We start from the raw sequence: 23,517 nt of genomic DNA on the forward strand, positions 1-23,517 counted from the left end.
AGAACCAGAAACTTAATATGCATGCACTTCTAGCTCAGTTGGTAGAGCAGCTGACTCTTAATCAGCGGGCCCAGGGTTCGAGTCCCTGGAAGTGCACCAAAAGAAGCGAGCATCGAAAGATGCTCGCTTTTCTTTTGGTCCACTTCCCCCCTTTGGGGGCGGCTTCACCGTTCGCGCTGATGGCGCTCCGGTTCAGCTCGCAGGAACTCTCAGGCTAAAAAACATGCCGCCGGCATGTTGTTCTTAACGCCTTCGTCTAGAAGTGCACCACAAAATGGGAAACGTAAACGAAACAGGTAGCTGCGTTCTCCCGGTGCCATACATATAAATAATAAAACCCATTCATTTGATCACATGGAAAGGATCGAATCAATGGGTTTTAAAGCGAAAACACGCTTATTCAATTACTCTTCGATGGAAACGCCCAATTTTTCGGCAATCTCGTTCAGCTTCATGCCGGATTTCTGGGCTTTGGAGACCAGAGACTTGATCTGCTGTGCTTTGGTTTTGCGGCGCACGCGCTTTTTCGGTGTGAGCAGATCCTGTTTACGGGCCTGCAGCTTGCGGATCTTCTCATTGATCGAGGCAATTTTGTCGTCGAATTTTTCCACGGCTTCGGCCTTTTTCGCCTCTACATCCTGAATCGAATCATTGAGCTCGGCGATTTGCAGATCCAGATCATTGGCGATCTGCTCAGAGGTGCGGCGTACTCGCTTTTGTTCAGACATGGCATACAACTCCTTACCATTTTATAGTGTCTTTATCGTAGCATATGCCGATAAAACTAACAAGAGTATTTTGTCTGAATTTTTGGAAAACACAAAAGTAACACAAAATTCGTTATAAAACGTTTTTCAAAAAACACGTTAGAAGATAAGCGGTTTTATTAATGGCAATTTTAAAGACCTTGCATCAAAAACTGGAAATAAAAACCGCTTCCCCCAGCTTCTTTATAAAGAAGGTAAAACCTTCCATAAAAGGCGGGGAAGCGGTAAAAGATGTTGGACGGATGTAAAATCAGAACAGATCGTCGTCGGTGTCGTAAACAGAAATATACGAAGGGGCGTGCTCCTGCTTGAGCAGGGCAATGCCCAGTGCAGCGCCGGCAAGCGCGAAAATCAAAGCTAAAATTTTAACAAGCAGTTTCATCGGGAAACCCTCCTTTAAATAATGCGGGATGTTGCTTTTAGTATAGCATAAAGCGGTTGGCGCGTGCAAACCATTTTATGGGGAAAAACAGCAAAAATACAAAGAAGATGGGTTACAGAATCGTAATCCATGTTGACTTGAATCCATAAAGGAATTAGAATATTCTAGAGCGGGTGCGCCATGCTGTGGTTCGTAGATGCGCCCCGTAGATTGTATGAAATGGGGGAACGTTCAATCCATGTTGAAAAAGCTGAAACGTGCGGCGCTCGGCGCCGGCGTGCCGCATGAGAAGGGAACTGCCACCCTGGCCACGGTGAAGATGCCTGTGCCCAGCAAGGTTGTTCTGCCCATGCAGCAGCACATCGGCGCACCTTGTACGCCGGTGGTCAAGAAGGGTGACACCGTAATGGTGGGTACCCTGGTCGGCAAAGCGGAAGGCTTTGTGAGCGCAAATATTTACTCCGGCGTGTCCGGCACGGTAGCCGCGGTGGACACCGTGCATATTTCCAACGGCACCAGCGTACCGGCTGTTGTGATCACGCCCGACGGTCAGCAGACCGTTGATCCCGCTGTGAAGGCTCCGGTGGTGACCGATAAGGCCAGCTTCATTGAGGCGATTCAGGCTTGCGGTCTGGTGGGCCTGGGCGGCGCCGGCTTCCCCACTGCAGTGAAGCTGAGCCCCAAGGCTCCGGTGGATACCCTGGTGATCAATGCGGCGGAGTGCGAGCCCTATCTGACTGCTGACACCCGCGAGATGCTGGAGAACGGCGAGACCATCGCCTCCGGCATCAAGGCCGTGATGAAATATCTGGAAATCAAGAATTGTGTGATCGGCATCGAGCGCAACAAGCCCGAGTGCGTGAGCGCTATGAATCAGCTGTTCAGCGGTGAGGCCGGTGTGACCGTGAAGGTCCTGCCCAACCGCTACCCGCAGGGCGCCGAGAAGGTGCTCATCGAGAAGACCACCGGTCGTGAAGTGCCCCAGGGCGGTCTGCCCAGCGATGCGGGTGTGATCGTGCTGAACGTGACCACCGTGTCCACCATCGGCAAGTTCCTGGCCACCGGTATGCCTCTGGTGACCAAGCGCCTGACCGTGAACGGCGACGCCATCAAGGAGCCCAAGAATGTGGAAGCCATCATCGGCACCCCCCTGCGCGAGGTGCTGGATTTCTGCGGCCTGAAAGAGGGCGTGACCGTTGCCAAGCTGATCAGCGGCGGCCCCATGATGGGTGTTGCGCTGCCGGACGCTGATGAGCCGGTTCTGAAGCAGAACAACGGCGTGCTGGCCTTCAGCGAAAAGATGGCCACTCTGCCCGCCGCGGGTCCCTGCATCCGCTGCGGCCGCTGCATCGAGGCCTGCCCCATGGGCCTGGCTCCCGTGCAGATCGCCGGTGCCTTCAATAAGAAGAACACTGAGGAGCTGAACAAGCTGTGCGTGGACCTGTGCATGCTGTGCGGCACCTGCAGCTATGTCTGCCCCGCCAAGCGCCCGGTCACTCAGACCATGGGCCTGGCCAAAGAATTTGCCAAGAAGGAGGCAAAGAAATAAATGGAAAACCGTTATATGGTCACTGCCTCCCCCCACATTGTGGATCGTTCCTCCACCCGTGGGCTGATGGGCAATGTGATTATCGCTCTGCTGCCCTGTGTGGTTGCCAGTGCGTGGATCTTCGGCCTGCGCGCTCTGCTGGTGATCGGTGTTACCACCGCCGCCTGCGTGGGCTTTGAGTACCTGTATTGCCTGCTGATGAAAAAGCCGAACCCCGTGGGCGATCTGTCCGCCGTGGTTACCGGCATTATCCTGGCTCTGAATATGCCCGTGAGCATGCCCCTGTGGATCGCCATTGTGGGTGCGTTCATCGCGATCGTTGTGACCAAGCAGCTGTTCGGCGGCCTGGGCTTCAACTTTGTGAACCCCGCTCTGGTGGGCCGCATTGTGCTGTTCACCGGCTTTGCTTCCCGCATGACCACCTGGACCTTCACCACCCGCATGGAGCAGACCCTGAGCGGTATCGATGCCGCTGCCAGCGCCACTCCCCTGCAGGTGGTGGATGCTGCCGGTAACTCTCTGCTGGGCCAGTACCCCATCATGGACCTGTTCCTGGGTCAGCATGGCGGCGTGCTGGGCGAGACCTGCGCCCTGGCCATCCTGATCGGCTTCGTGTGGCTGGTTGCCACCCGCACCATCAGCCCGGCCATCCCCGTGACCTACGTGGCCACCGTGGCGGTCATCAGCGCTCTGGCGGGCAAGCCCGTTCTGGCTGAGCTGCTGGCCGGCGGCCTGCTGTTCGGCGCTGTGTTCATGGCTACCGATTATGTGACCAGCCCCTTCACTCTGAAGGGTAAGATCGTGTTCGGCTTGGGCCTGGGCATCATCACCTGCGGCATCCGCTACTGGGCAAACATGGCCGAGGGCGTTTCCTATGCCATCCTGTTCATGAATCTGCTGGTTCCCTACATCAATGATCTGACCCGCCAGAAACCCCTGGGCGCGAAGAAGAAAGGGGCGTAAAAGGCATGAAAAACAATAACATGTGGGAAAACTTCCTGAAACCCGTTGTGGTTCTGGTTGTGATCTGCATCGTGGCCAGCGCTGCGCTGGCCGGCACCAACCAGCTGACGGCTCCCATCATCAAGGCGCAGGAGGAAGCTGCTGCCAATGCCGCTTATCTGGAGGTTCTGCCTGAGGCCGACGGCTTTGAGGAGATCACCGACTTCCAGTCCAGCAATGTGACCAAGGCCCTGAAGGCCACCAACGGCGCCGGCTGGGTCATCCAGGCCTACGGCAAGGGCTTCGGCGGCGACGTGCCTGTGGTTGTTGCCTTCGACAGCGAGGGCACCATTCTGAAGGTGAAGTTCATGGAGAACAGCGAGACCGCCGGCTTCGGCCAGAAGCTCGCTGACCCCGCTGATGCCGACGGCCAGAAGCTGGCCGAGAGCTTTGTGGGCAAGAGCGGCACCCTGGAAGCGGGCGACGTGGATATGATCAGCGGCGTAACCGTTTCCTCCAAGGCTGCGCTGTCTGCTGTGAACTCCGCTGTGAACTGCTTCAACGAGGTCGCTCTGGGCCAGGCTGCGGTTGTGGAAGAGGAGCAGCTGACTCCCGACCAGGCTCTGGAGAGCATGGAGCTGACCGAGATCGAGATCCCCGAGGGCCTGACCGGCGCCTGGGAGACCGCCAACGGCACCACCGTGCTGCGCACCGAGGCCAATGGCTATGAATACGAGACTGCTCCCATGGATGTTCTGGTAGAGCTGGACGCTGACGGCAACATCCTGAACGTTTGGGTCGGCACCGATGGCCAGACCGCCGGTATCGGCGATCAGGCGGGCGGCGCTGAGTACCTGAACCAGTACAAGGGTGTGCTGGGCGAGGCTGGCCTGGACGGCGTGGATACCATTTCCGGCGCTACCCAGTCCACCCGTGGCGTGAAGAAGGGCGTGCGCAAGTGCATCCAGGCATTTGTTGCCATGTACCCTGACTGCGCTGCCGCCACCGCGGTTGCTCCCGAGGGCGGCGATGCTGAGAGCGAAGCCGCTTCCAGCGAGGCCGCTGTGGAGACCGTTACCCTGAGCGATGAGGCCTGCAAGGCCGTTCTGCCCGACGCCACCACCTTTGAGGCGGTGGAATCCGCCACCAGCGGCGTACAGGCTGCTGTGAAGGCCGACACCGGCTGGGTCATCCAGGCCAGTGCCAAGGGATTCGGCGGCCAGGTGCCCGTGATCGTGGGTCTGGACGCTGACGGTGCCATCGTGGGCGTAAGCTTCCCCAAGAACAGCGAAACCGATGGTTTCGGTGCAAAGCTGTATCAGGAAGGCAATGAAGAAGCTGTTGCTCTGGCCGCCAGCCTGGTGGGCAAGAGCGGTGAGGTCGCCATCGGCGACGTGGATGCCATCTCCGGCGCCACCATCTCCTCCAAGGCGGTCGTTGAGGCCGTGAACACTGCTCTGAGCTGCTACAACGAGGTGGCTCTGGGCCAGGCTCCCGCTGCTGACGAGGGCGGCGAGGGCACCGACCTGAGCGCCATGAGCGCCGAGGAAGCCCGCGCTGCGCTGGCTCCCGGGGCCACTCTGACCCAGATCACTGCTCCCGAAGGCCTGACTGACGCCTGGCAGGGCGACGACGGCAGCTATGTGCTGTACGCCGAGGATAAGGGCTACGAGTACTCCACCAAGCCCCTGAACGTGGCGGTTGGCTTTGATGCAAACGGCGCCATCACCGGCGTGTGGGTGGATGTATCCGGTCAGACCGCCGGCATCGGCGATCAGGCCGCCGGCGCGGACTACCTGGGCCAGTACACCGGCATCACCGATGAGGCCGGTCTGGATGGCGTGGATACCATCGCCGGCGCCACCGAGTCCACTCGCGGCGTGAAAAAGGCAGTGCGCAAGTGCATTCAGGCGTATGCCGCGGGCCTTGCGTCTTGATAGGGAGGCTGTGAATTCATGAATAAAGTTCAGATCTTTACCAACGGCCTCGTGAAGGAGAACCCGGTTCTGCGCTTGGTTCTGGGCACCTGCCCCACGCTGGCTGTTACCACCATGGCCTTCAACGGCCTGGGCATGGGCATTGCAGCTACCTTCGTGCTGTTCTGCTCCAACATTGCGATCTCGCTGCTGCGCAACGTGATCCCCGACAAGGTGCGCCTGCCGGCTTATATCACCGTCATCGCCACCTTCGTTTCCATCGTGCAGATGCTGGTCAAGGCTTACGTTCCCGCTCTGGATAAGTCCCTGGGCGTGTTCCTGCCCCTGATCGTTGTGAACTGCATCATCCTGGGCCGTGCCGAGATGTTCGCTTCCAAGAACAAGCCTCTGGACTCCGCCCTGGACGGCCTGGGCATGGGCCTGGGCTTCACCCTGACTCTGGTGCTCATGGGCTCCATCCGTGAGATCCTGGGCTCCGGCACCTGGTTCGGCATGACCGTGATCCCCGCATCCATCGACCGGTTCACCTTCATGACCACGCCCGCCGGCGGCTTCTTCACCTTCGGCTGCCTGATGGCCCTGGTGATCTTCATCGAAAACAAGACCGGCAACAAAAAAGAGCGTAGCATCGGCTGTGAGGGCTGCCCCTCCAAGAGCGTCTGCGGCGCGAAAGGGGGCTGTGAATAATGGCTGCTCGTTTAGCTGCTATTTTCTTCACCATGATCCTGGTGGACAACTATGTCCTGGTTAAGTTCCTGGGCATCTGTCCGTTCCTGGGCGTATCCAAAAAGCTCAACTCTGCCTTCGGCATGAGCTGCGCTGTTATCTTTGTTATGACCCTGGCCACTGCGGTGACCTGGCCCATCCAGAACTTCCTGCTCACCCCGGTGGACGCGGAAGGCAACCTGAAATGGGATCTGGGCTACCTGCAGACCATCGTGTTCATCCTGGTGATCGCCGTGCTGGTTCAGCTGGTTGAGATCATCATGAAGAAGTACATGCCTCCCCTGCACAAGGCTCTGGGCGTGTATCTGCCTCTGATCACCACCAACTGCGCTGTTCTGGGCGTGACCGTGCTGAACATCGACAACGGCTACAACTTCGTGGAGTCCATCGTCTGCGCCCTGGGCGCGGGCTTCGGCTTCATGCTGGCCATGGTCATCTTCTCCGGCGTGCGCAAGCGCCTGGAGGATGCTCAGCCCCCCAAGTGCTTTGAAGGCCTGCCCATCACTCTGGTGGCGGCTTCCGCCACTGCCCTGAGCTTCGGCGGCTTCGGCGGTTTGATCGAAAACATCTTTGGTGCAATTTAAAAGGAGGCCGGGAATATGTCTATTGCAATGGCGATTGCCATCGTTTCTGTTGTCGGCCTGCTGGGCGCCATCATTCTGGTGCTGGCCGCCAAGTTCATGCATGTGGAGGAGGACCCCCGCATCGGTCAGGTGAACGGCTGCCTGCCCGGTGCCAACTGCGGCGCCTGCGGCTATGCCGGCTGTGCCGACTACGCCAAGGCCATTGTTGAGTCCGGCGCTCCGGTGAACAAGTGCGTTCCCGGCGGCGCCAAGGCTGCGGAAGACGTGGCCGCTGTGATGGGTGTGGAGGCCGGCGCCACTGCGGTGGTGAAGGCCATCGTGGGCTGCCAGGGCCGCCCCGGCGTGTGCACCCAGAAGTTTGATTACAAGGGTGTGGCCAGCTGCGCTGCTGCCGCTTCTCTGTTCGGCGGCGGCAAGGCCTGTGTACACGGCTGCCTGGGTCTGGGCGACTGTGTAAAGGCCTGCCCCTTTGACGCCATGCACATTGTGGACGGCGTTGCCTGCGTGAACGTGGCCAAGTGCATCGGCTGCGGCGCCTGCGCTGCGGTCTGCCCCCACGGCGTGATCGAGATCTGCTCCAACACCGAGAACAAGCCCAAGGTGCTGTGCAACAACACCGAGAAGGGCGCTCTGGTGATGAAGGAGTGCCAGACCGGCTGCATCGGCTGCATGAAGTGCCAGAAGACCTGCCCCAGTGAGGCGATCAAGGTCACCAACAACCTGGCGCACATCGACTACGACAAGTGCACCGGCTGCGGCGCCTGCGTGGAGGTCTGCCCCAAGCACGTGATCGTGAAGGCGTAAGCCGACCCGTAACAATGCAAAAAATCCCGCTGCTCAAATGCGAGCAGCGGGATTTTTCTTTGTTTCAGAAGCCGGGCGCGCAAGCACGGCGGGGTGTCTGCCTATGTAAAAGAGAAACAGCGCTTTTGGAAAAGCCGGTCATTCCAGAATGATCTGCGCCAAAGCGGCAGGATCGGCGGCAATATGGTCCGCCCCTTCGCCGCGCAGCTCCTCCTCGGTACGGAAGCCCCAGAGCACGCCGCAGCCCGCCAGACCTCCGTTTTTGGCGGTACGGATGTCCACGTTGCTGTCACCCACAAAGAGGGTGGAGGCCGCATCCGCGCCCATGGCGGCCATCAGCTGGCGCAGACCGGTGGGGTCCGGCTTTACCGGAACGCCGGGCAGTGCACCCTGCACAAAGGTGAAACGGCCGGGGAAATAGTGCTCCAGCACGCCTTTGGCCAGGGGGTGGGCCTTGTTGGTGAGCACGCCGAAGACCACGCCTGCGGCCTGCAGAGCGTCCAGCAGAGCCTCGATGCCCGGATAGGGCGCGGTGGCGTCCTCCTTGTGGGCGTCGTAGTAGCGGGTGAACTGCTCCAGCGTTTGGGCCAGCCGCTCGGGGCTGCGCTGGTCGGCGGGGGAGAACCGCTCGCAGAGCTTGGGGATGCCGTTGCCCACGAAGTAGCGGTATTCCTCCAGCGTGTGGGCGGGCCAGCCGTTTTGGGCACAGACATATTCGCCCGCGGCGGCCAGGTCTTCCAGCGTGTTGAGGAGGGTCCCGTCCAGATCAAAAATCACATAGCGATACAAAGCTGATTTCGCCTCCTTGGCGATGCAAAATGATTGAGAAAGTGCGCGCTCAGGCCACCAGCCGCAGGTGGTCCGCCGCCAGCTTTTTGATGCTGCGCACCCGGATACGGCGGCGGCAGGGCAGATAGATGGTCAGGGTACAGCGGCCCACCGCCTCGGAAAAGGGGGTCTGGATGCTGGAAAGCGAGATGTTGGGGCTGAACACACACAGCTGGTGGCGGCTGAACAGGCGGGTGTAGCACACCGCCATGGTGCCGTTGGAGTTGCGGGCCGCGCCCTCGGTGAACCAGCCCTCCACCGAGACGGCCACCAGCCCGGCCGAGAGTGCCAGCGGAACCAGCAGCAGCGGGGTGAGCTGGGGAAGCTTCCACATGGACACCACACACAGCATGGCGCAGAAGGCCAGAAGTGCGCCGCTTTTCCACAGAAACTGGGGCCAGCTGCGGTTGGCGGTGATGCCAGCCACCGGCCGCGGCGGGATGAACTGGGGCATTAGCGCCTGCAAAAGTGCATCCCGCCCTTTGCCGTACACCAGAATGGGCAGGTCCGCGCCGGTGTAGCTTCCGGCACACAGAAACACCGGATACCGGCGCAGCAGCCGGGAGATGGGGGTGACGCGGATGTCGCAATAGCTTACCGCTGAGGCCTGAATGCGCCGCTCGGTCAGATTGATGCGCCCGCCCTTGGCGAAGATCACGCCGCCGCTTCGGCTCACCCGGAAGTTGGCGGTGGCCAGCAGGGAAGAGAACAGCGCGATGCCCCACAGGGTAAAGATCAATGTGAACAGCCAGGCCACACCGGCGGGCAGAAACAGCTCGGCCAGCCGTTCCAGCCGGCCCAGGTTGGCCATGGCCAGCGAACCCAGGTCCACGCCCAGGTTGTTGCCGATCAGATCCTGGGTCTGCCGGGCGCTGAAGACCACCAGAAAGGAGGTGGTGACCAGGTTGGCGCTGAGCATGGTAAAGCGCAGCCGCTCCGCTCCGGTGGGAGCAAAAAAGGAGGAGGCCGACTGCACCGGCATCAGGCATTCCGCCAGCACCGCGGCCTGGCGGCGGGGCAGAAAGAACTGCACCTGCCCGAAGGCGGCGCTGGAGGCGGCGAACAGCCGCACCTTTGTGCAGCCCACCAGCCGCAGATAGATGGGCCGGTCCAGCTGGATGGCCGCCAGCTGCGACGGGCGGATCACCTGCTGACGGTGCCAGAGGATGCCACGGCGCAGGGTGAGCTGACGGTCGGTGAGAACGAAGCCGCAGCGCCGCCAGATGACAAATGAAAAAAGCGCCATCCCCACCAGGATGGCGGCATCCTGCCGCAGGGCTCTGGTCAGGCTGGGCAGGTCAAAGGCGATCAGCGCCTGGAGCATGGGCACCAGACAGAGGATCAGACCGTAACGAATGTATTTGACGATGAAAACGATGTGGAAGCGCCCCTGGGCGCGCACGGTGCTCACAGGCCGCCTCCTTCCAGCGCGTGGATCAGCGGCCCGGCGTCCTCGTCCGAAACCGGAGGCAGGAACAGCGCACAGCCGCTGGTGTATACGATCAGCAGGCTGCTGCGGGTCAGTGCCAACAGCGGAGTGCGAATGCGGCAGACCCCCGCCACGAATCGGGTGGGCACCCGGCGGCTGGATTTGAACAGGATGCCCCGGCTCAGGCGCACCTCGCCCAGCGAGACGCTGCCCCGCACGGTGGACAGGTGCAGCGGCACACACACCGCGCAGAAGAACAGCCAGACGGCGCAAAACAGCACGCCGACCCAGAAGGTCTGCCAGAAAACAAAGGGGGCCAGCACCGCGCCGACAAGCAGCAGCCACAGGGCCACCACCCGGGCGCCGCCGGCACTCGCGGTAAAACGCAGCACGGGTACGGACCTCCTTTGCAAACAGGCGGGAAAGGGCGTCAGCCGCTGGCCAGGCCCCAATCCTGCATCAATTCATGGATCGCAGTGTCCCGCGCGACGCAGAGCACCTTGTCGCCATTCAGAATCTGGGTATTACCACGGGGGATCAGCAGCTCGCCCGCGCGGGTGATGGCGATGATAACGGCGGATTCCGAGATGGGAATCTGCGCCAGGCTTTTGCCGTTGTACTTGAACCGGTCCGGGATCTGGATCTCGAACACGGTGGCGGTGCCGCCCGCCAGGTTCAGCACCTGCTGGATGGCGGCCGTCTCCACCTCACGCTCCAGAATGCGGGCCAGGTTGTCGGTGCTGGACACAGCAATGTCCACGCCCAGGCGGCGCAGCACCTCGGTGTTTTTGGGGTTGTTGACTCGGGCCACGGTTTTTTCCACATGGAAAACCCGCTTGGCGATCTGGCAGGTGATCAGATTCACCTCGTCCCGGCCGGTCACCGCCACCAGAGCCTGGCAGTGGCCGCAGCCCGCGGCCTCCAGATATTCCACGGTGGAGCCGTCGCCCTGGGTCACGGGGATGTCCAGGTCGTTGGCCACCTGGCTGCACAGCTTGCGGTCCTTTTCGATCACGATGGGCTGGTGGCCGTGGTCAAGCAGGGTCTTTGCCATGTAGTAGCCCACCTTGCCGCCGCCGACGATCATTACTCTCATAATTGCTTCCTCTTCCTTGCTGCTTTGTGACTCAGTCCGCGATGCGGGCGAAGATGATCTGGTCGCCCTCTTCCAGCACCGGCATGGGCTCCACCGCCAGTTCCACGGTAGTGTCGGCCCGCAATACGCCGTAGAGCAGATCGCCCTCCGGCGGACGGATGCGGTTCAGGCTTCGGCCCACGTCCCGCAGGCTTACCGGAACGGTGACAAACGCGGTGGTGGTGGCGCCGATGGTCACACTGCGGGACTCCTGATCGTCCAGCAGGCCCAGCAGCATGCTTTCCACCGTCAGGTTGGTGGTGCACACCGTGCGCAGACCGAACTCCTTGGTGAAGAAGTTCTTCAGGGCGGGATCGGTCACACGGGTGATGACCCGGGGCACATGGAAAATATTCTTGGCGATCTGGGCCACCATGATGTTCACGCTGTCGTCCGGGGTGGCGATGGCCACCGCGTCGCAGGTCTCAATGCCCGCCTGACGCAGGTCGTCAATGTCGATGGGAATGCCCACCGCAGCGACGCCGGAAAAATGGTAGCCGTCCACGCCTTCCAGCCGCTGAAGCTCTTCCGGGTTGGAATCCATCACAGAGACCTCGTGGCCCATCTGCTCCAGGATACGCACAATATTGGCGCCGGCACGGCCGCAGCCTACAACAAGGATATTCAAGAAAACACCTCTTTTATAACAGAAAAAATCTGAAAAAAACAGCGAGATATGGACCCAAAGCCCCACGGGCGGCCCACATCCTTCGCTTATCCCGATTATACTGTATTTTACCCGGAAAAGAAAGGGCTCAGCAGAAAAAAGGGCGTTCTGTTTTGCACTTTCCTGTGGTATACTGTTATGGTACCTGCCGGGCACCCGGCGGGCGCGTAATGCCAGAAAACAAGTGAGGCGAAACAATGGAATGGATAAAAACGATCCTGTACGGGATCATTGAAGGGATCACCGAATGGCTGCCGGTGAGCAGCACCGGGCACCTGATCCTGGCGGAAAAGTATCTGAACATGGGGTTTGACGAGTCCTTCCTGGAGCTGTTCCGGGTGGTGATCCAGCTGGGCGCGATCCTGGCGGTGGTGGTGCTCTTCTTCCCCAAGCTCTGGCCCTTCTGCGCCGACAAGTCGAAGGGATATATCAAGAAAAACACCTGGGTGATGTGGTTCAAGATCGTGGTGGCCACCCTGCCCGCCATGGTGCTGGGCCTCTTGCTGGACGACTGGCTGGAGGAGCACCTTTACAACTACATCGTGGTTGCGGCCATGCTGATTCTGTATGGCGTGTTCTTCATTCTCATCGAGAACCGGCACAAAAGACCCCGCATCCGCAGCATCGACCAGCTTACTTATAAGGATGCGCTGATCATCGGTTTCTGGCAGGTGCTGGCTATGATTCCCGGCACCTCCCGCAGCGGCGCCACCATCGTGGGCGGTCTGCTGCTGGGCGCAAGCCGTCCGGTGGCGGCGGAGTTCACCTTCTTTCTGGCCATTCCGGTCATGTTCGGTGCCAGCGCGCTGAAGGTGGTCAAGTATCTGATGGAAGGCATGGTGTTTACCGGCGAGCAGCTGGCCGTGCTGGGCCTGGGCTGCGTGGTGGCCTTTGTGGTGAGCGTGCTGTCCATCGGCTTCTTGATGAACTTTGTGAAAAAGCACGACTTCAAGGTGTTCGGCTGGTACCGCATTGCCCTGGGCATCGTGGTGCTGGCGGCCGCTCTGCTGGGCCTGTGAGTCGCGGCGGCTGAATCAAAACAAAGAAAGAGAACATCCGGCCGGGGCCGGGTGTTCTCTTTGCGATAAGAGTTTGAAAAAGGATGTTTGAATGGAGGAGATTTGCATGGAAAAGGCAAAGGTCTATTTCACCGACCTGCGGGCAAAGCCCGGCATGAACCTGCTGGATAAGCTGCAGAAGCTGATTCGTACTGCGGGCATCGGTCAGATCGATATGGAGGGCAAGTTCGTTGCCATCAAGATCCACTTCGGTGAGCCGGGCAACCTGGCTTACCTGCGGCCCAACTACGCCAAGGCCGTGGCCGATGTGATCAAGGAGCTGGGCGGCCGGCCCTTTTTGACCGACTGCAACACCCTGTATGTGGGCCGCCGCAAGCACGCGCTGGAGCACATGGACGCCGCCATGGAAAACGGTTTTACCCCTTATTCCACCGGTTGCCAGATCATCATTGCCGACGGCCTGAAGGGCACCGATGAGGCCGAGGTGCCTGTGGAGGGCGGCGAGCACGTGAAGGTGGCAAAGATCGGCCGGGCCATCATGGACGCGGATGTGGTCATCAGCCTGAACCACTTCAAGGGCCATGAGAATACCGGCTTCGGCGGTGCGCTGAAGAACCTGGGCATGGGCAGCGGCAGCCGTGCGGGCAAGCTGGAGCAGCACGCCGCAGGCAAGCCCAATGTGGACCAGTCCCTCTGCCGCAAGTGCCACGCCTGCGCCAAGATCTGCGCCCAGGACGCCATCTCCTTCACCGGTGAGGGCGGCACCGCCTATATCGACCACAACAAGTGCGCGGGCTGCGGCCGCTGCCTGGCTCACTGCAACTTCGATGCCATCGGCGGCGATTACGACGCGGCGGTGGACGAGCTGAACTGCCGCATCGCCGAGTATGCCAAGGCGGTGGTGCAGAACCGGCCGAATTTCCACATCAATCTGGTGATCGATGTCTCTCCCAACTGCGACTGCCACGGCGAGAACGACCTGCCCATCATCCCGGATGTGGGCATGTTCGCCTCCTTTGACCCGGTGGCTCTGGACCAGGCCTGTGCCGACGCCTGCAACAACATGCCGCCCATCCCCGGCAGCCAGCTGGACGACAACCTGAAGACCCCCGGCTTTTGCAGCTGCGGCGATCACTTCACCGATTCCACCCCCATCACCGACTGGCGGGTCTGCACCGAGCACGCCGAGAAGATCGGTCTGGGCACCCGTGAGTATGAACTGGTGGTTGTGAAGTAAAAATACAATTCGTATTTTTAAAAATAATATTACAAGTAAAAACTGCTCCCTCGCCGGATAGCCCCGGCGGGGGAGCAGTTTTGCTTGCGGGAGAACGGACACGCGGGAAGTGGGAAAGAGCGCAGTCAAAGCTTTTTCTCAATGGCGCCGCGCCTGCCCTTTCGCCAGGCGGTGGGGGCCCGGAAGCTGGGAGCGGAAGGACGAGTTGGTCACCGGCTACACCGTTCCGGTTTCGGTGAAGATGACGGTGATCGCCACGCCGGTGTCGCAGCCGCTGTCCTGAAAATTCTGCCAGTCGGTGGGCACCGGGTCGGTGGATTCGTCCCAGCCCAGCCGGGCCAGCAGCGGGATCTCCTTCCCGGGCTCGATCACCGATTCCCCGGTCAGGGAAGAATAGCTGCATGTGCCGGACTGGCTGGTCACATCCACCGGGCAATCGGCGCCGTAGCGGGACGTGCCATCCTCCGCAAGGTCGATGTATTCCACCTTGGTGCTGGTCACATGCACCCCGAAGCGGCCTTCGGAAGCTGCTGCGCCGGGGTAGAATTGGGCCTTTTCCCAGCTGCCGTTCCGGCAGACCCAGAGGTCCACCACCATGGTGTAGGTGCCGTCGTTCAGCCGGTACTCCCAGAGGGTGAGTTCATTGTCAATGAGGTCCAGCACCTGGCGGGTCTCCTCGCTCACCGGCGCGGCCCGCAGCTGCATGGGCTCCAGGCCCTTTTCGCAGCCGCACAGCCCGGCGGCAAGGAGGAGGGTCAATACAAGCAGAAGAAGTTTTTTGGCCATAACGGGGTCCTTTCCGGCGCGGCTCAGGTTTTGTCTTTTGCCCAGAAGCGGAAGAAGCTGGTCATCAGGGGAATGTAGGTGAGTGCGAACACCGCCCCGGCCGCACCGATGGCAGGCCGCTTCCAGCGGCGGGGCAGCAGGATGCCGCAGATGAGCCCCACGGAGAACAGACAGAATTTGACCAGCGCAAGAATCTTCCAGTTGGAAGCACGGCAGTAGTCGTCGGCAACACGGAACAGTTTCATACAAGGCACCTCCCAAAGGTCGAATGAAAAGGCGGTCTTTCTACCCTGATTGTATCCAATTTGCTCAGGCTTGGCAAGCCTGCATTGACGGGCGGCGGGCTGCCGCCGTATAATCGAAGGCAGATAAACTGCTTTTTCAGAGAGGAATGATTGTTATGGCAATCCATCAGGATCTGTTTGCTTACATCGAAAAGAGCCCCACTCCCTTCCACGCAGTGGCCGAAAGCGCCCGGCGGCTGGAGCAGGCGGGCTTTGCTGCCCTGAACGAGACCGAGAACTGGAGCCTTGTGCCCGGCGGCAAATATTATGTGACCCGCAACCAGTCCAGCCTGATCGCCTTTGTGATGCCCCAGGCGGCGGGCGAGGGCTGGCGGATGAGCGCCGCCCACAGCGACAGCCCCTCCTTCAAGGTGAAGGGCGTGAGCCAGCAGGCGGGCTTCACCATGCTGAACACCGAGGGCTACGGCGGCATGATCCGCTCGGCTTGGCTGGACCGGCCTCTGGGCATCGCGGGCCGCGTGCTGGTGAAGACCGAGACCGGCGTGGAGAGCCGTCTGGTGGACCTGGAGGGCGTGAGCGCGGTGATTCCGCATCTGGCCATCCATCTGGACCGCACCGTGAACGACGGCCACAAGTATGATATGAAAAAGGACATGCAGGCCATCTTCGCCGGGCCGGATAAAAATGCCTGCTGCACCGAGCTTTTGGCCAGGGCCGCGGGCTGCACGCCGGCGGAGATTCTGGGCACCGAGCTGCTGCTCTACTGCAAGGACAAGGGCCAGGCCGTGGGCGGCGAAGGGGAGTTCCTGCTCTGCCCGAGGCTCGACGATCTGGGCTGCGCCTGGGCTACCCTGTACGGCTTTTTGAGCGCCCCGGCCTCCCGGCAGGGGCGGGTCTGGTGCCTGTTCGACAATGAAGAGGTGGGCAGCGGCACCCGGCAGGGCGCCTGCGGCAGCTTTTTGCCGGACGTACTGGCCCGGGCCGGTCAGGCTCTGGGCGAGAGCGAGCAGGACCGCCGCCGCGCGCTGGCAAACAGCCTGCTGCTCAGCGCCGACAACGGCCACGCCATCCACCCGAATTTTGCTGAGATGAGCGATGCGGCCAGCCCGGTAAAGCTGAATGGCGGCGTGGTGCTCAAGTTCAACGCCAGCCAGAAATACACCACCAACGGTGTGACCGGCGCGCTGTTCCACAGCCTGTGCGACGGAGCCAAGGTGCCGGTGCAGGAATACTACAACCGGCCGGACCTGCCCGGCGGCTCCACCCTGGGCAACCTGCTGGGCGCCCAGGTGAGTGTGCCCATGGCGGACATCGGCCTGCCCCAGCTGGCCATGCACTCCTGTGTGGAGCTGACCGGCGCGCAGGATGTTCAGTGGCTGGCAGATGCCTGCGCCGCATGGTTCCGTGCGGACGTGCGCTGCACCGGCGACGGCTGCTATCAGGTGGCCCTGTGACCGGCGAGACCCGGGCCCGGCTTGCCGCCCAGGCGGACCCGGCCTACCGGGATTTTCAACACAAGCTGATGCCCGGTGTGGAAAACTACCTGGGCGTGCGGCTGCCGCTGCTGCGCAAGGCTGCTGCTCAGCTGGCGAAGGAAGGCTGGGCTGCCGATCTGGCCGCACCGGATGAGACCTTTGAGGAGGTCCTGCTGCGGGGCATGCTCATCGGCAAGGTGAAAACCGACCCGGCCCGGCGGCTGGAGCTGGTGCGGCAGTTCGTTCCCTGCATCCACAACTGGGCCGTGTGCGACAGCTTCTGCGCCGGTCTGCGGGATGCGAGAGTATACAAAGAGGAATATTTTGATCTGATTCAACAGTATTCCGGTTCGGACCGGGAGTTTGAAGCCCGGTTTGCGGCGGTGCTGCTGCTGACCCATTTCAACCGGCCCGAGGAGCTGGACCGCTGCTTTGCGGTGTACCGGGGCATCCGCCAGCCGGATTACTATGCCTGGATGGGCGTGGCCTGGGGCTATTCAGTGTTCGCGGTCACGGATTTTGATCGGACCATCGCCGCCATGGAAGAGGCGCAGCTGCCGGATACGGTATGGAACAAGGCTTTGCAGAAAATGCGGGAAAGCTACCGCATCACGCCGGAACAGAAGAACTGGGCGGCGCAGCACAAGCGCGGCCAAAGGGGGAGAAAACAGCATGAGTGAGATCGGGCGGTTTGCCCCCAGCCCCTCCGGGCGGATGCATCTGGGCAATCTGATGTGCAGCCTTCTGGCCTGGCTGAGCGCTAAGCAGGCGGATGGCCGGGTGGTGCTGCGCATCGAAGACCTGGACAAGGCCCGCTGCCCCCGCGTCTGGGCGGACCAGCTGGAGGCGGATCTTTCCTGGCTGGGCCTTGTGTGGGATGAGGGCGGCTCAGGGGGCGGGCCGGATGGCCCCTACTACCAGAGTCAGCGGGATGAGATTTATCATTCCTACTATCAAAAGCTGGAGGAGCAGGGGCTTGTGTACCCCTGTTATTGCAGCCGTGCCCAGCTGCATGCGGCCAGCGCCCCCCACCGGGAGGACGGCACCCCGGTTTATCCGGGTACCTGCCGCCGGCTGACGGCGGAGCAGCGACGGGAGCTGGAAGCCCGGCGCAAGCCCGCCATGCGCCTGATTGTGCCGGACAAAACGGTGGAATTCACCGACGGCCATTTGGGGCCGTACCGGGAAAATCTGAAGACCGATTGCGGCGATTTTGTGCTGCGCCGGTCGGATGGCGTGTATGCTTACCAGCTGGCGGTGGTGGTGGACGACGCGCTGATGGGGGTGACCCAGGTGGTGCGGGGAGCGGACCTTTTGGAAAGCACCCCTCGCCAGTTGTATCTCTATCAGCTGCTGGGCCTGCCCGCGCCCCGGTTTTATCACCTGCCGCTGCTGCTGGCGGAGGACGGGCGGCGGCTCTCGAAACGGGACGGAGATGTGAGCCTGGAGCAGCTGCAGAGCCGCTACACCGCGCCGGAAATCATCGGGCGGCTGGCCTTTCTGGCCGGGCTGCTGGACAAACCCGAGCCCGCACGCCCCGAGGAGCTGCTGGCGGTGTTCGACTGGGACAAGGTGCCCCGCGCCGATGTGCGCCTGCCCCGGGATTTGTTCTGAAACGGCTTGATAAACTTTTCCCGGCTTACAAAAGAATGACACAGACCATTGGCCCACCTGCGCAAAGCGGGATGGGTCTTTTTGTTGCATATATCCAAAAATAATAATAAAATGGGAAGAAAAACCGAGAAAAGGTATCAAAGAATTTCATACTTGTGGAAATCCGGTTCGCATCCTACAATAAAAGCAGAAAAACCGGTCCCATGCCAGCGGTGAGGTGCACGGCCACAGGGCGGGGCAGCGAAAACGAATCTTGAGAAAAAGGAGCTTGTCCGCAATGAAGAAAAGCAAATTGCAGTCGGATGCAAAGTGGATGAACCGGTTGTGGCTGTTCATCTCCTTCGCAACGGCGATGGTCCTGTGGTACATACTTTCCATTTTGCCCAGCACCGCCCGATGCTTCCCCAATGTGGTGGTCGTGCTGCAGCAGATTCAGGTCATGATCGACCGTGGCTGCCTGTTCACCGATATCGGCAGCAGTCTGATCTCGGTATTTGCAGGTTACGCGCTGGGCTTTGTGATCGCCCTTCCGGTGGCCATTCTGATGGCCTGGTACAAGCCGGTGCGCAACATCCTGGAGCCCTGGATCCAGTTCGTGCGTAATATCCCGCCCCTGGCCTACGTTCCCCTGGTGGTCATCGGCGCGGGCGTTGGCCGCAAGCCTCAGATCATCGTAATCACCCTGGCCACCTTCCTCATTATGTGCGTGACCATCTACCAGGGCGTTATCAACATCGACGAGACCCTGATCAAAGCCGCCCGCATCCTGGGCGCATCGGATAAGGACATCTTCATCCGGGTCATTGCCCCGGCCACCCTGCCCTTCATCCTCACCGCCGTGCGCCTGGGCGCCGGCGTTGCCCTGACCACTCTGGTGGCCGCCGAATCCACCGGCGCTTCCGCAGGCTTGGGCATGCGAATCCGTACCCTGAACAACAGCTTCGAGACCGCTCCCATGCTGCTGTACATCATCATCATCGGCATCATTGGCATCACCATCGAGAAAATCATCAAAACTTTGGAAAGGAAGCTGACGGGATGGCAGGAAAAGAGAGAGATATAAAGGTCAAAATTGAGAATGTGGTCAAAAAATTCAACGGCCGCAACGGCGAAATGGTCGCCCTCAATGGTGTGAACCTGGATATCCATGAAAACGAATTCATCACGGTCGTCGGCCCTTCCGGCTGCGGCAAATCCACCCTTTTGAACATCATCGCCGGCCTGCACGAGCCCACCAGCGGCCGGGTGATCTGCAACGGCAAGGAGGTCCACGGCACCGGCACCGACCGGGGCGTGGTGTTCCAGCAGTACGCTCTGTTCCCCTGGCTCACCGTAAAGAAGAACATCAAGTTCGCGCTGGACATGCGCGGCGTAAAGGGTGAGCAGGCGGAGGCCGAAATCCAGAAATACCTGAAGATGGTGGACCTGGAGAAGTTTGCAGACCACTACCCGAAGGAGCTGTCCGGCGGTATGAAGCAGCGCGTGGCCATCGCCCGTGCCTATGCCGCCAACCCCCAGGTGCTGCTGATGGACGAACCCTTCGGCGCTCTGGATGCCCAGACCCGTACCCAGCTGCAGACTGAGCTGCTGGATACCTGGGAAAAGGAGCAGAAGACCTGCTTCTTCATCACCCATGACGTGGAAGAGGCCATCATCCTGGGCCAGCGTGTGGTCATCATGAGTGCACGCCCCGGCCGCATCAAGGATATCGTGGAGATCGACATCCCCTATCCCCGCACCCAGGAGACCAAGATGAGCCCCCGCTTTTTGGAACTGAAGAACTACATCTGGAGCCAGGTGTATCAGGAGTACCTGGCAGTGCGCAAGTAACGGCAAAACGGTACCTATCCGGACCGTGGGCACGAAACAGCCGGCCCGGATCAAATATTCCGGCGAGCCCTCAGGGCCGCCGCAATCACAACAGGAGGAAACAATCATGAAAAAAGCGTTATCCCTGCTCATCGCGGGCTGCATGGCCCTGAGCATGGCCGCCTGCGGCGGCTCTGGCGCATCCACCGCCACCAGCACCGGCGGCGCTTCTTCCGGCAGCGCTCCCGCTTCCACCGCTTCCGAGGCCTCCACCGGTGAAAAGACCAAGGTCGTTGTGGGTTACATGCCCAACTACGGCAGCCTGGCTGAGGTGGTCTCCGCTCAGAACAACGGTTACTTTGAGGAGCAGGGCCTGGAAGTGGAGCTGATGGAGTTTGCCGACGGCCCCACCATCATCGCCGCCATGGAATCCGGCAGCGTTCAGGTGGGCTACATCGGTTCCGGCGCTCATAAGCTGGCCATCCAGGGTCAGGCCAAGATCTTCTGCATGGCCCATGTGGGCAACGCTGACGCAGTGGTCACCGACGCCTCCAAGGGCATCGAGACCATTGAGGACCTGAAGGGCAAGACCGTTGGTTACTCCTCCGGTACCTCCAGCGAGCAGATCCTGAAGTACGCTCTGGAAGCCCACGGCATGACCATGGACGACATCAAAGCTCAGGAGATGGACGCCTCCGCGCTGGTGACCGCCATGCTGAGCGGCAGCTTGGATGCCTGCGCCGCCTGGAGCCCCATGACCTTTACCATTCAGGAACAGCTGGGCGACAATTACAAGGTCCTGGCTGACAACATGATGTTCTCTGACCAGTCCGCCGCGGTTTCCAGCTGGATCGTGACTCCCAAGTATGCTGAGGAGAACGCCGACACCATCCTGGCCTTCACCAAGGCTTTGATGAAGGCGAAAGACTTCCGCGCCGACGAAGCCAACTACGAACAGATCGCTCAGTGGGTGGCCGACCAGACCAAGACCGATTACGAGACCTGCTACCAGCAGCGCGGCGACGCCGAGTGGCAGACCAGCGCCGAGCTGATTGAGTCCATCAACGACGGCAGCATGGAGAAGATGTATAAGGTTCAGCAGGATGACTTCCTGAAGAATGGCCAGATCGAGGCGGAGGTACCGGTATCCGACTATGTTATGTTCGACAACATGCTGGCCGCTGCCGAATAAGGTCTTTACAAAACGCTCTGCGCGCTTTACACTGAAATAGGAAAAGCGCCCGGATTCCTTCACGGGACCCGGGCGCTTTTTGGCGTGATTGCCGAAAACACGTTCGGACACAACGAAAGGAGAGAGCGGCAGATGGTCCTGATCCTGATGGTCCTGCTTCTGGCGGGCAGCGGGGTGCTGTTGGCAGTGCGCCGCTCCAAGGAAAGCTGGCTGGTGCTGGGGCTGGTGATCTCGCTGGACGTGTTTTTGCTGGGCATCCTTACCTACATTGCAAAAAAGGGCGGCATCGGCGACCAGATTGAGACGCTGTTTTATCTGACCAGTGATGTGCGCCGTTTTTTTCAGTACCGGGTGATGACGCTGGGGCAGCTGGGTTTCTTCGTGGCGGTGGGACGTTATACCTTTCCGCCGCTGTTGGTGGCTCTGGCTTTGCAGTACAGCCTGAGTCCCTGGCTGCGGCCGCTGCGCAAAAAGGGCTGGGCGTTTTTTCTCCTTCCGGCGCTTACATTGTTCGTATATCTGCCGCCGGTGTTCAAGCAGTTGACCCATAACCGGCTGGAGCTGCAGAAGTTTCTGGTGGAGGCGAGTCTTGCCTGGATCTGGGCCTATCTGCTGCTGGCGGCGGCGCTATTGGTTTATGAGTATTTCAGCGTTTGCATTTCGTTTTTGAAAAAGCGTTACTTGGCAAAAGCATTGCTGCCGCTGAGCATGGGGCTGCTGTTTGCTATGTATTGCCCACAGGACCCGGCGCAGATCTATCTGTTTTACAGCAGCGATTATATGTGGCTGTTGGGGATCTGGTATCTGAACCCGATTCTCTCACCCAGCCGTTATATCGCGGTGATCGCTATTACTGCCGTGGCAGGGGTTATGTGCTTTTACACCCTTCTGCGCAACACCCGTACCTATATTTCAGAAAATCAGCGAGAACTGGTGCTGCAGCGCAAGTTTGACGCAGCCAATATGGGTGTGAGCGTGTTCGTGCATAGCATGAAAAACCAGCTGCTGGCCAACCGAGTGCTGCACAAGCGTATCAAGGCAGCCCTGGCTGAGTCTGAGCCGGACCTGGAAAAGCTGCGCCAGTACAGTTCAATGCTGGACGAGACAAACGAGGCGCTTTTGCAGCGGATGGAAGAGCTGTATCAAAGCGTAAAGGCCAAAAGCCTTTATCTGAGCGTGGTGTCCGCCGCCCAGGTGGCCGAAAAAGCTGTCGAGCGGTTCCAACACAAGTATCCGGAGGGCAGTGTGCAGGTGAAGGTGCCGGAAGAACTGAAGATCCTGGCGGATACCGTACACCTGGCGGAAGCGCTGTATAACCTGCTTACCAACGGCTGGGAGGCTATGGTGATGGCGGGCTGTGCCGGGCCGGAACAGGCGGTGCGGCTGCGCATCTACAACGAGCGGCTGTACACGGTAATTGAGGTGGCAGACCAGGGGCCTGGCATCACTCCGGAGGAGCAGAAACGCATCTTTGAACCCTTTTACTCCAGCAAAAATTCAAATCAGAACTGGGGCATGGGGCTTTACTATGTGCGGCAGATCGTAAAGAGCCATCTGGGCCACCTGCGGGTGGAGAGCAAAAGGGGACAGGGGACTCGCTTTCTGATCCTTCTGCCCCGCTATGCCGCCCGGCCCGCTGGGCCGGATGTGCTGCTGGAAAGCTGTGAACACGAGGAAGTGGTGCTGAACCGGGAAGGAGGGAGAAAATGATCTCGATCTTGATTGCGGAGGATCTGGATCTTCTGCGAGAGGATATGGTTGAGCTGCTGAACGCCCAGCCGGATATGCAGGTGGTGGGCACAGCGTCCACCGGAGCAAAAATCCTGGAACTGGCCAAAAGCGTGAAGAGTGATGTGGTACTCATGGACATCGAAATGGAGAGTCTCTCCGCTGGAATCATGGCGGCGGAGGCAATTCGGGATGAAGAGATTGACACCCATGTGGTCTACCTGACTGCTCACGAGACCGAAAAGACCATTCTCACCGCCATGGCCACCGGCGCAGCGGATTACATCGTGAAGGGCTGCCCGGACGAGGAGCTGCTGGAGCATATCCGCAGCGTGTATGCAGGGCATCCCATGATGGATTCCCGTATCCAGGAGGTGGTTCTGGAGGAATATAACCGGCTGCGCCGTTCGGAAAAAAGCCTGCTGTTTTTTATCAACAATGTGTCCCAGCTCACTGCCGCCGAGCGGCAGCTGGTCAAGCTGCTTTTGCAGGACAAAAAAGTCAAGGAGATTGCCGCCATCCGCTGTGTGGAGGTGGTGACCGTGAAGACCCAGATCAAGGGCCTTTTACATAAGTTCGGATGTTCCCGGACCAAGGAGATCGTTCAGATGATCCGGGAGCTGAATATATCGCATCTGTTTTTGAATGAGTAATTCTCAGAA

Annotated in this window: 25 protein-coding genes and 1 tRNA gene; 17 read left to right on the forward strand and 9 right to left on the reverse strand. The window is 60.1% G+C overall.

All coding sequences use genetic code 11. From position 1 onward, the window contains the following. The first annotated feature begins 23 nt into the window (after positions 1 to 23). Positions 24 to 99 (forward strand) — tRNA-Lys (locus J7G73_RS02625). Between the two features lie 305 nt (positions 100 to 404). On the opposite strand, the gene J7G73_RS02630 is transcribed toward J7G73_RS02625, so the two are convergent. Together J7G73_RS02630 and J7G73_RS02635 are read right to left on the reverse strand one after the other, a co-directional pair. Continuing rightward, positions 405 to 728 carry a hypothetical protein gene (locus J7G73_RS02630; protein WP_291245114.1) on the reverse strand — a complete coding sequence of 108 codons (324 nt, stop codon included), beginning with the start codon at positions 726 to 728 and terminating at the stop codon, positions 405 to 407. 289 nt (positions 729 to 1,017) lie between these two features. After that, positions 1,018 to 1,149, reverse strand: coding sequence for a hypothetical protein (locus J7G73_RS02635; RefSeq protein WP_275532622.1), 132 nt, complete (start codon positions 1,147 to 1,149; stop codon positions 1,018 to 1,020). A 238-nt stretch (positions 1,150 to 1,387) separates the two neighbouring features. Between J7G73_RS02635 and rsxC the strand changes: the two genes are divergently transcribed. From rsxC to J7G73_RS02665, 6 genes are read left to right on the forward strand one after another with little or no spacing between them, the layout of a single operon-like run. Beyond that, a complete protein-coding gene (rsxC, locus tag J7G73_RS02640) occupies positions 1,388 to 2,698 on the forward strand; it encodes an electron transport complex subunit RsxC (protein ID WP_291245115.1) in 1,311 nt (436 codons plus the stop codon). Next, positions 2,699 to 3,661, forward strand: coding sequence for an RnfABCDGE type electron transport complex subunit D (locus tag J7G73_RS02645; protein ID WP_291245116.1), 963 nt, complete (start codon positions 2,699 to 2,701; stop codon positions 3,659 to 3,661). 5 nt (positions 3,662 to 3,666) lie between these two features. Next, entirely contained in the window at positions 3,667 to 5,577 is a 1,911-nt protein-coding gene (locus J7G73_RS02650; protein WP_291245117.1) for an FMN-binding protein, read from the forward strand. 18 nt (positions 5,578 to 5,595) lie between these two features. Next, positions 5,596 to 6,264: an electron transport complex subunit RsxE gene (gene rsxE, locus J7G73_RS02655; protein WP_087183056.1), complete on the forward strand. Its 669-nt coding sequence runs from the start codon at positions 5,596 to 5,598 to the stop codon at positions 6,262 to 6,264. Next, positions 6,264 to 6,887, forward strand: coding sequence for an electron transport complex protein RnfA (locus J7G73_RS02660; protein WP_087295903.1), 624 nt, complete (start codon positions 6,264 to 6,266; stop codon positions 6,885 to 6,887). Before rsxE ends, J7G73_RS02660 begins: the two co-directional genes overlap by 1 nt. A 15-nt stretch (positions 6,888 to 6,902) precedes the next feature. Further along, positions 6,903 to 7,691, forward strand: a complete 789-nt coding sequence (locus J7G73_RS02665; protein ID WP_291245118.1) for an RnfABCDGE type electron transport complex subunit B — start codon at positions 6,903 to 6,905, stop codon at positions 7,689 to 7,691. A 138-nt stretch (positions 7,692 to 7,829) separates the two neighbouring features. On the opposite strand, the gene J7G73_RS02670 is transcribed toward J7G73_RS02665, so the two are convergent. The 5 genes from J7G73_RS02670 to J7G73_RS02690 are packed head-to-tail and all read right to left on the reverse strand — an operon-like array spanning position 7,830 to position 11,711. Beyond that, on the reverse strand, positions 7,830 to 8,480 hold the full coding sequence (locus tag J7G73_RS02670) for an HAD family hydrolase (protein WP_291245119.1): 651 nt from the start codon (positions 8,478 to 8,480) through the stop codon (positions 7,830 to 7,832). A 49-nt stretch (positions 8,481 to 8,529) separates the two neighbouring features. Beyond that, a complete protein-coding gene (locus J7G73_RS02675) occupies positions 8,530 to 9,930 on the reverse strand; it encodes a PH domain-containing protein (RefSeq protein ID WP_291245120.1) in 1,401 nt (466 codons plus the stop codon). After that, positions 9,927 to 10,340: a hypothetical protein gene (locus J7G73_RS02680; RefSeq protein ID WP_291245121.1), complete on the reverse strand. Its 414-nt coding sequence runs from the start codon at positions 10,338 to 10,340 to the stop codon at positions 9,927 to 9,929. The genes J7G73_RS02675 and J7G73_RS02680 overlap by 4 nt, the downstream gene beginning before the upstream one ends. 38 nt (positions 10,341 to 10,378) lie before the next feature. Next, positions 10,379 to 11,044 carry a TrkA family potassium uptake protein gene (locus tag J7G73_RS02685; RefSeq protein ID WP_291245122.1) on the reverse strand — a complete coding sequence of 222 codons (666 nt, stop codon included), beginning with the start codon at positions 11,042 to 11,044 and terminating at the stop codon, positions 10,379 to 10,381. A gap of 31 nt (positions 11,045 to 11,075) precedes the next feature. Next, positions 11,076 to 11,711 carry a TrkA family potassium uptake protein gene (locus J7G73_RS02690; RefSeq protein WP_087182569.1) on the reverse strand — a complete coding sequence of 212 codons (636 nt, stop codon included), beginning with the start codon at positions 11,709 to 11,711 and terminating at the stop codon, positions 11,076 to 11,078. Positions 11,712 to 11,947: 236 nt separating this feature from the next. Here J7G73_RS02690 and J7G73_RS02695 point away from each other — a divergent pair, with 236 nt between their 5' ends. Next, complete coding sequence (locus J7G73_RS02695; protein ID WP_291245123.1) at positions 11,948 to 12,769, forward strand: undecaprenyl-diphosphate phosphatase; 822 nt, start codon at positions 11,948 to 11,950, stop codon at positions 12,767 to 12,769. Positions 12,770 to 12,875: 106 nt separating this feature from the next. After that, positions 12,876 to 14,006 carry a DUF362 domain-containing protein gene (locus J7G73_RS02700; protein WP_291245124.1) on the forward strand — a complete coding sequence of 377 codons (1,131 nt, stop codon included), beginning with the start codon at positions 12,876 to 12,878 and terminating at the stop codon, positions 14,004 to 14,006. A gap of 216 nt (positions 14,007 to 14,222) precedes the next feature. Here J7G73_RS02700 and J7G73_RS02705 read toward each other — a convergent pair whose 3' ends face one another. After that, positions 14,223 to 14,792 (reverse strand): hypothetical protein, encoded by a 570-nt coding sequence (locus J7G73_RS02705; protein ID WP_291245125.1) that lies wholly within the window; start codon positions 14,790 to 14,792, stop codon positions 14,223 to 14,225. Between the two features lie 23 nt (positions 14,793 to 14,815). Next, positions 14,816 to 15,037 (reverse strand): hypothetical protein, encoded by a 222-nt coding sequence (locus J7G73_RS02710; protein WP_087295910.1) that lies wholly within the window; start codon positions 15,035 to 15,037, stop codon positions 14,816 to 14,818. 155 nt (positions 15,038 to 15,192) lie between these two features. On the opposite strand from J7G73_RS02710, the gene J7G73_RS02715 reads away from it, so the two are divergent. From J7G73_RS02715 to J7G73_RS02750, 8 genes are all read left to right on the forward strand, one after another. Continuing rightward, a complete protein-coding gene (locus J7G73_RS02715) occupies positions 15,193 to 16,491 on the forward strand; it encodes a M18 family aminopeptidase (protein ID WP_291245126.1) in 1,299 nt (432 codons plus the stop codon). After that, entirely contained in the window at positions 16,488 to 17,192 is a 705-nt protein-coding gene (locus J7G73_RS02720; protein WP_291245127.1) for a DNA alkylation repair protein, read from the forward strand. Before J7G73_RS02715 ends, J7G73_RS02720 begins: the two co-directional genes overlap by 4 nt. Continuing rightward, positions 17,185 to 18,126 (forward strand): tRNA glutamyl-Q(34) synthetase GluQRS, encoded by a 942-nt coding sequence (gene gluQRS / locus J7G73_RS02725; RefSeq protein WP_291245128.1) that lies wholly within the window; start codon positions 17,185 to 17,187, stop codon positions 18,124 to 18,126. Before J7G73_RS02720 ends, gluQRS begins: the two co-directional genes overlap by 8 nt. Before the next feature lie 277 nt (positions 18,127 to 18,403). After that, positions 18,404 to 19,189, forward strand: coding sequence for an ABC transporter permease (locus J7G73_RS02730; RefSeq protein WP_087182559.1), 786 nt, complete (start codon positions 18,404 to 18,406; stop codon positions 19,187 to 19,189). Beyond that, positions 19,165 to 19,956, forward strand: coding sequence for an ABC transporter ATP-binding protein (locus J7G73_RS02735; protein WP_087295914.1), 792 nt, complete (start codon positions 19,165 to 19,167; stop codon positions 19,954 to 19,956). Before J7G73_RS02730 ends, J7G73_RS02735 begins: the two co-directional genes overlap by 25 nt. 106 nt (positions 19,957 to 20,062) lie before the next feature. Further along, positions 20,063 to 21,127 carry an ABC transporter substrate-binding protein gene (locus J7G73_RS02740; protein ID WP_087295915.1) on the forward strand — a complete coding sequence of 355 codons (1,065 nt, stop codon included), beginning with the start codon at positions 20,063 to 20,065 and terminating at the stop codon, positions 21,125 to 21,127. A gap of 132 nt (positions 21,128 to 21,259) precedes the next feature. Beyond that, positions 21,260 to 22,837 carry a HAMP domain-containing sensor histidine kinase gene (locus J7G73_RS02745; protein WP_291245129.1) on the forward strand — a complete coding sequence of 526 codons (1,578 nt, stop codon included), beginning with the start codon at positions 21,260 to 21,262 and terminating at the stop codon, positions 22,835 to 22,837. After that, positions 22,834 to 23,508, forward strand: coding sequence for a response regulator transcription factor (locus J7G73_RS02750; protein WP_087295917.1), 675 nt, complete (start codon positions 22,834 to 22,836; stop codon positions 23,506 to 23,508). The genes J7G73_RS02745 and J7G73_RS02750 overlap by 4 nt, the downstream gene beginning before the upstream one ends. Positions 23,509 to 23,517 lie beyond the last annotated feature (9 nt).

The sequence above is a fragment of the Allofournierella sp. genome (genome assembly GCF_017889395.1).
Taxonomy (GTDB): Bacteria; Bacillota; Clostridia; order Oscillospirales; family Ruminococcaceae; genus Allofournierella.

Bases quoted from the DNA above. Each gene is read 5' to 3' on its own strand.
- J7G73_RS02645 (WP_291245116.1), top strand. From the start codon at position 2,699: ATGGAAAACCGTTATATGGTCACTGCCTCCCCCCACATTGTGGATCGT.
- J7G73_RS02710 (WP_087295910.1), bottom strand. From the start codon at position 15,037: ATGAAACTGTTCCGTGTTGCCGACGACTACTGCCGTGCTTCCAACTGG.
- J7G73_RS02695 (WP_291245123.1), top strand. From the start codon at position 11,948: ATGGAATGGATAAAAACGATCCTGTACGGGATCATTGAAGGGATCACC.
- J7G73_RS02730 (WP_087182559.1), top strand. From the start codon at position 18,404: ATGAAGAAAAGCAAATTGCAGTCGGATGCAAAGTGGATGAACCGGTTG.
- J7G73_RS02635 (WP_275532622.1), bottom strand. From the start codon at position 1,149: ATGAAACTGCTTGTTAAAATTTTAGCTTTGATTTTCGCGCTTGCCGGC.
- J7G73_RS02700 (WP_291245124.1), top strand. From the start codon at position 12,876: ATGGAAAAGGCAAAGGTCTATTTCACCGACCTGCGGGCAAAGCCCGGC.
- J7G73_RS02705 (WP_291245125.1), bottom strand. From the start codon at position 14,792: ATGGCCAAAAAACTTCTTCTGCTTGTATTGACCCTCCTCCTTGCCGCC.
- J7G73_RS02750 (WP_087295917.1), top strand. From the start codon at position 22,834: ATGATCTCGATCTTGATTGCGGAGGATCTGGATCTTCTGCGAGAGGAT.
- J7G73_RS02685 (WP_291245122.1), bottom strand. From the start codon at position 11,044: ATGAGAGTAATGATCGTCGGCGGCGGCAAGGTGGGCTACTACATGGCA.
- J7G73_RS02715 (WP_291245126.1), top strand. From the start codon at position 15,193: ATGGCAATCCATCAGGATCTGTTTGCTTACATCGAAAAGAGCCCCACT.
- J7G73_RS02630 (WP_291245114.1), bottom strand. From the start codon at position 728: ATGTCTGAACAAAAGCGAGTACGCCGCACCTCTGAGCAGATCGCCAAT.
- rsxE (WP_087183056.1), top strand. From the start codon at position 5,596: ATGAATAAAGTTCAGATCTTTACCAACGGCCTCGTGAAGGAGAACCCG.
- J7G73_RS02660 (WP_087295903.1), top strand. From the start codon at position 6,264: ATGGCTGCTCGTTTAGCTGCTATTTTCTTCACCATGATCCTGGTGGAC.
- J7G73_RS02745 (WP_291245129.1), top strand. From the start codon at position 21,260: ATGGTCCTGATCCTGATGGTCCTGCTTCTGGCGGGCAGCGGGGTGCTG.
- J7G73_RS02740 (WP_087295915.1), top strand. From the start codon at position 20,063: ATGAAAAAAGCGTTATCCCTGCTCATCGCGGGCTGCATGGCCCTGAGC.
- J7G73_RS02735 (WP_087295914.1), top strand. From the start codon at position 19,165: ATGGCAGGAAAAGAGAGAGATATAAAGGTCAAAATTGAGAATGTGGTC.
- J7G73_RS02665 (WP_291245118.1), top strand. From the start codon at position 6,903: ATGTCTATTGCAATGGCGATTGCCATCGTTTCTGTTGTCGGCCTGCTG.
- rsxC (WP_291245115.1), top strand. From the start codon at position 1,388: ATGTTGAAAAAGCTGAAACGTGCGGCGCTCGGCGCCGGCGTGCCGCAT.
- gluQRS (WP_291245128.1), top strand. From the start codon at position 17,185: ATGAGTGAGATCGGGCGGTTTGCCCCCAGCCCCTCCGGGCGGATGCAT.
- J7G73_RS02650 (WP_291245117.1), top strand. From the start codon at position 3,667: ATGAAAAACAATAACATGTGGGAAAACTTCCTGAAACCCGTTGTGGTT.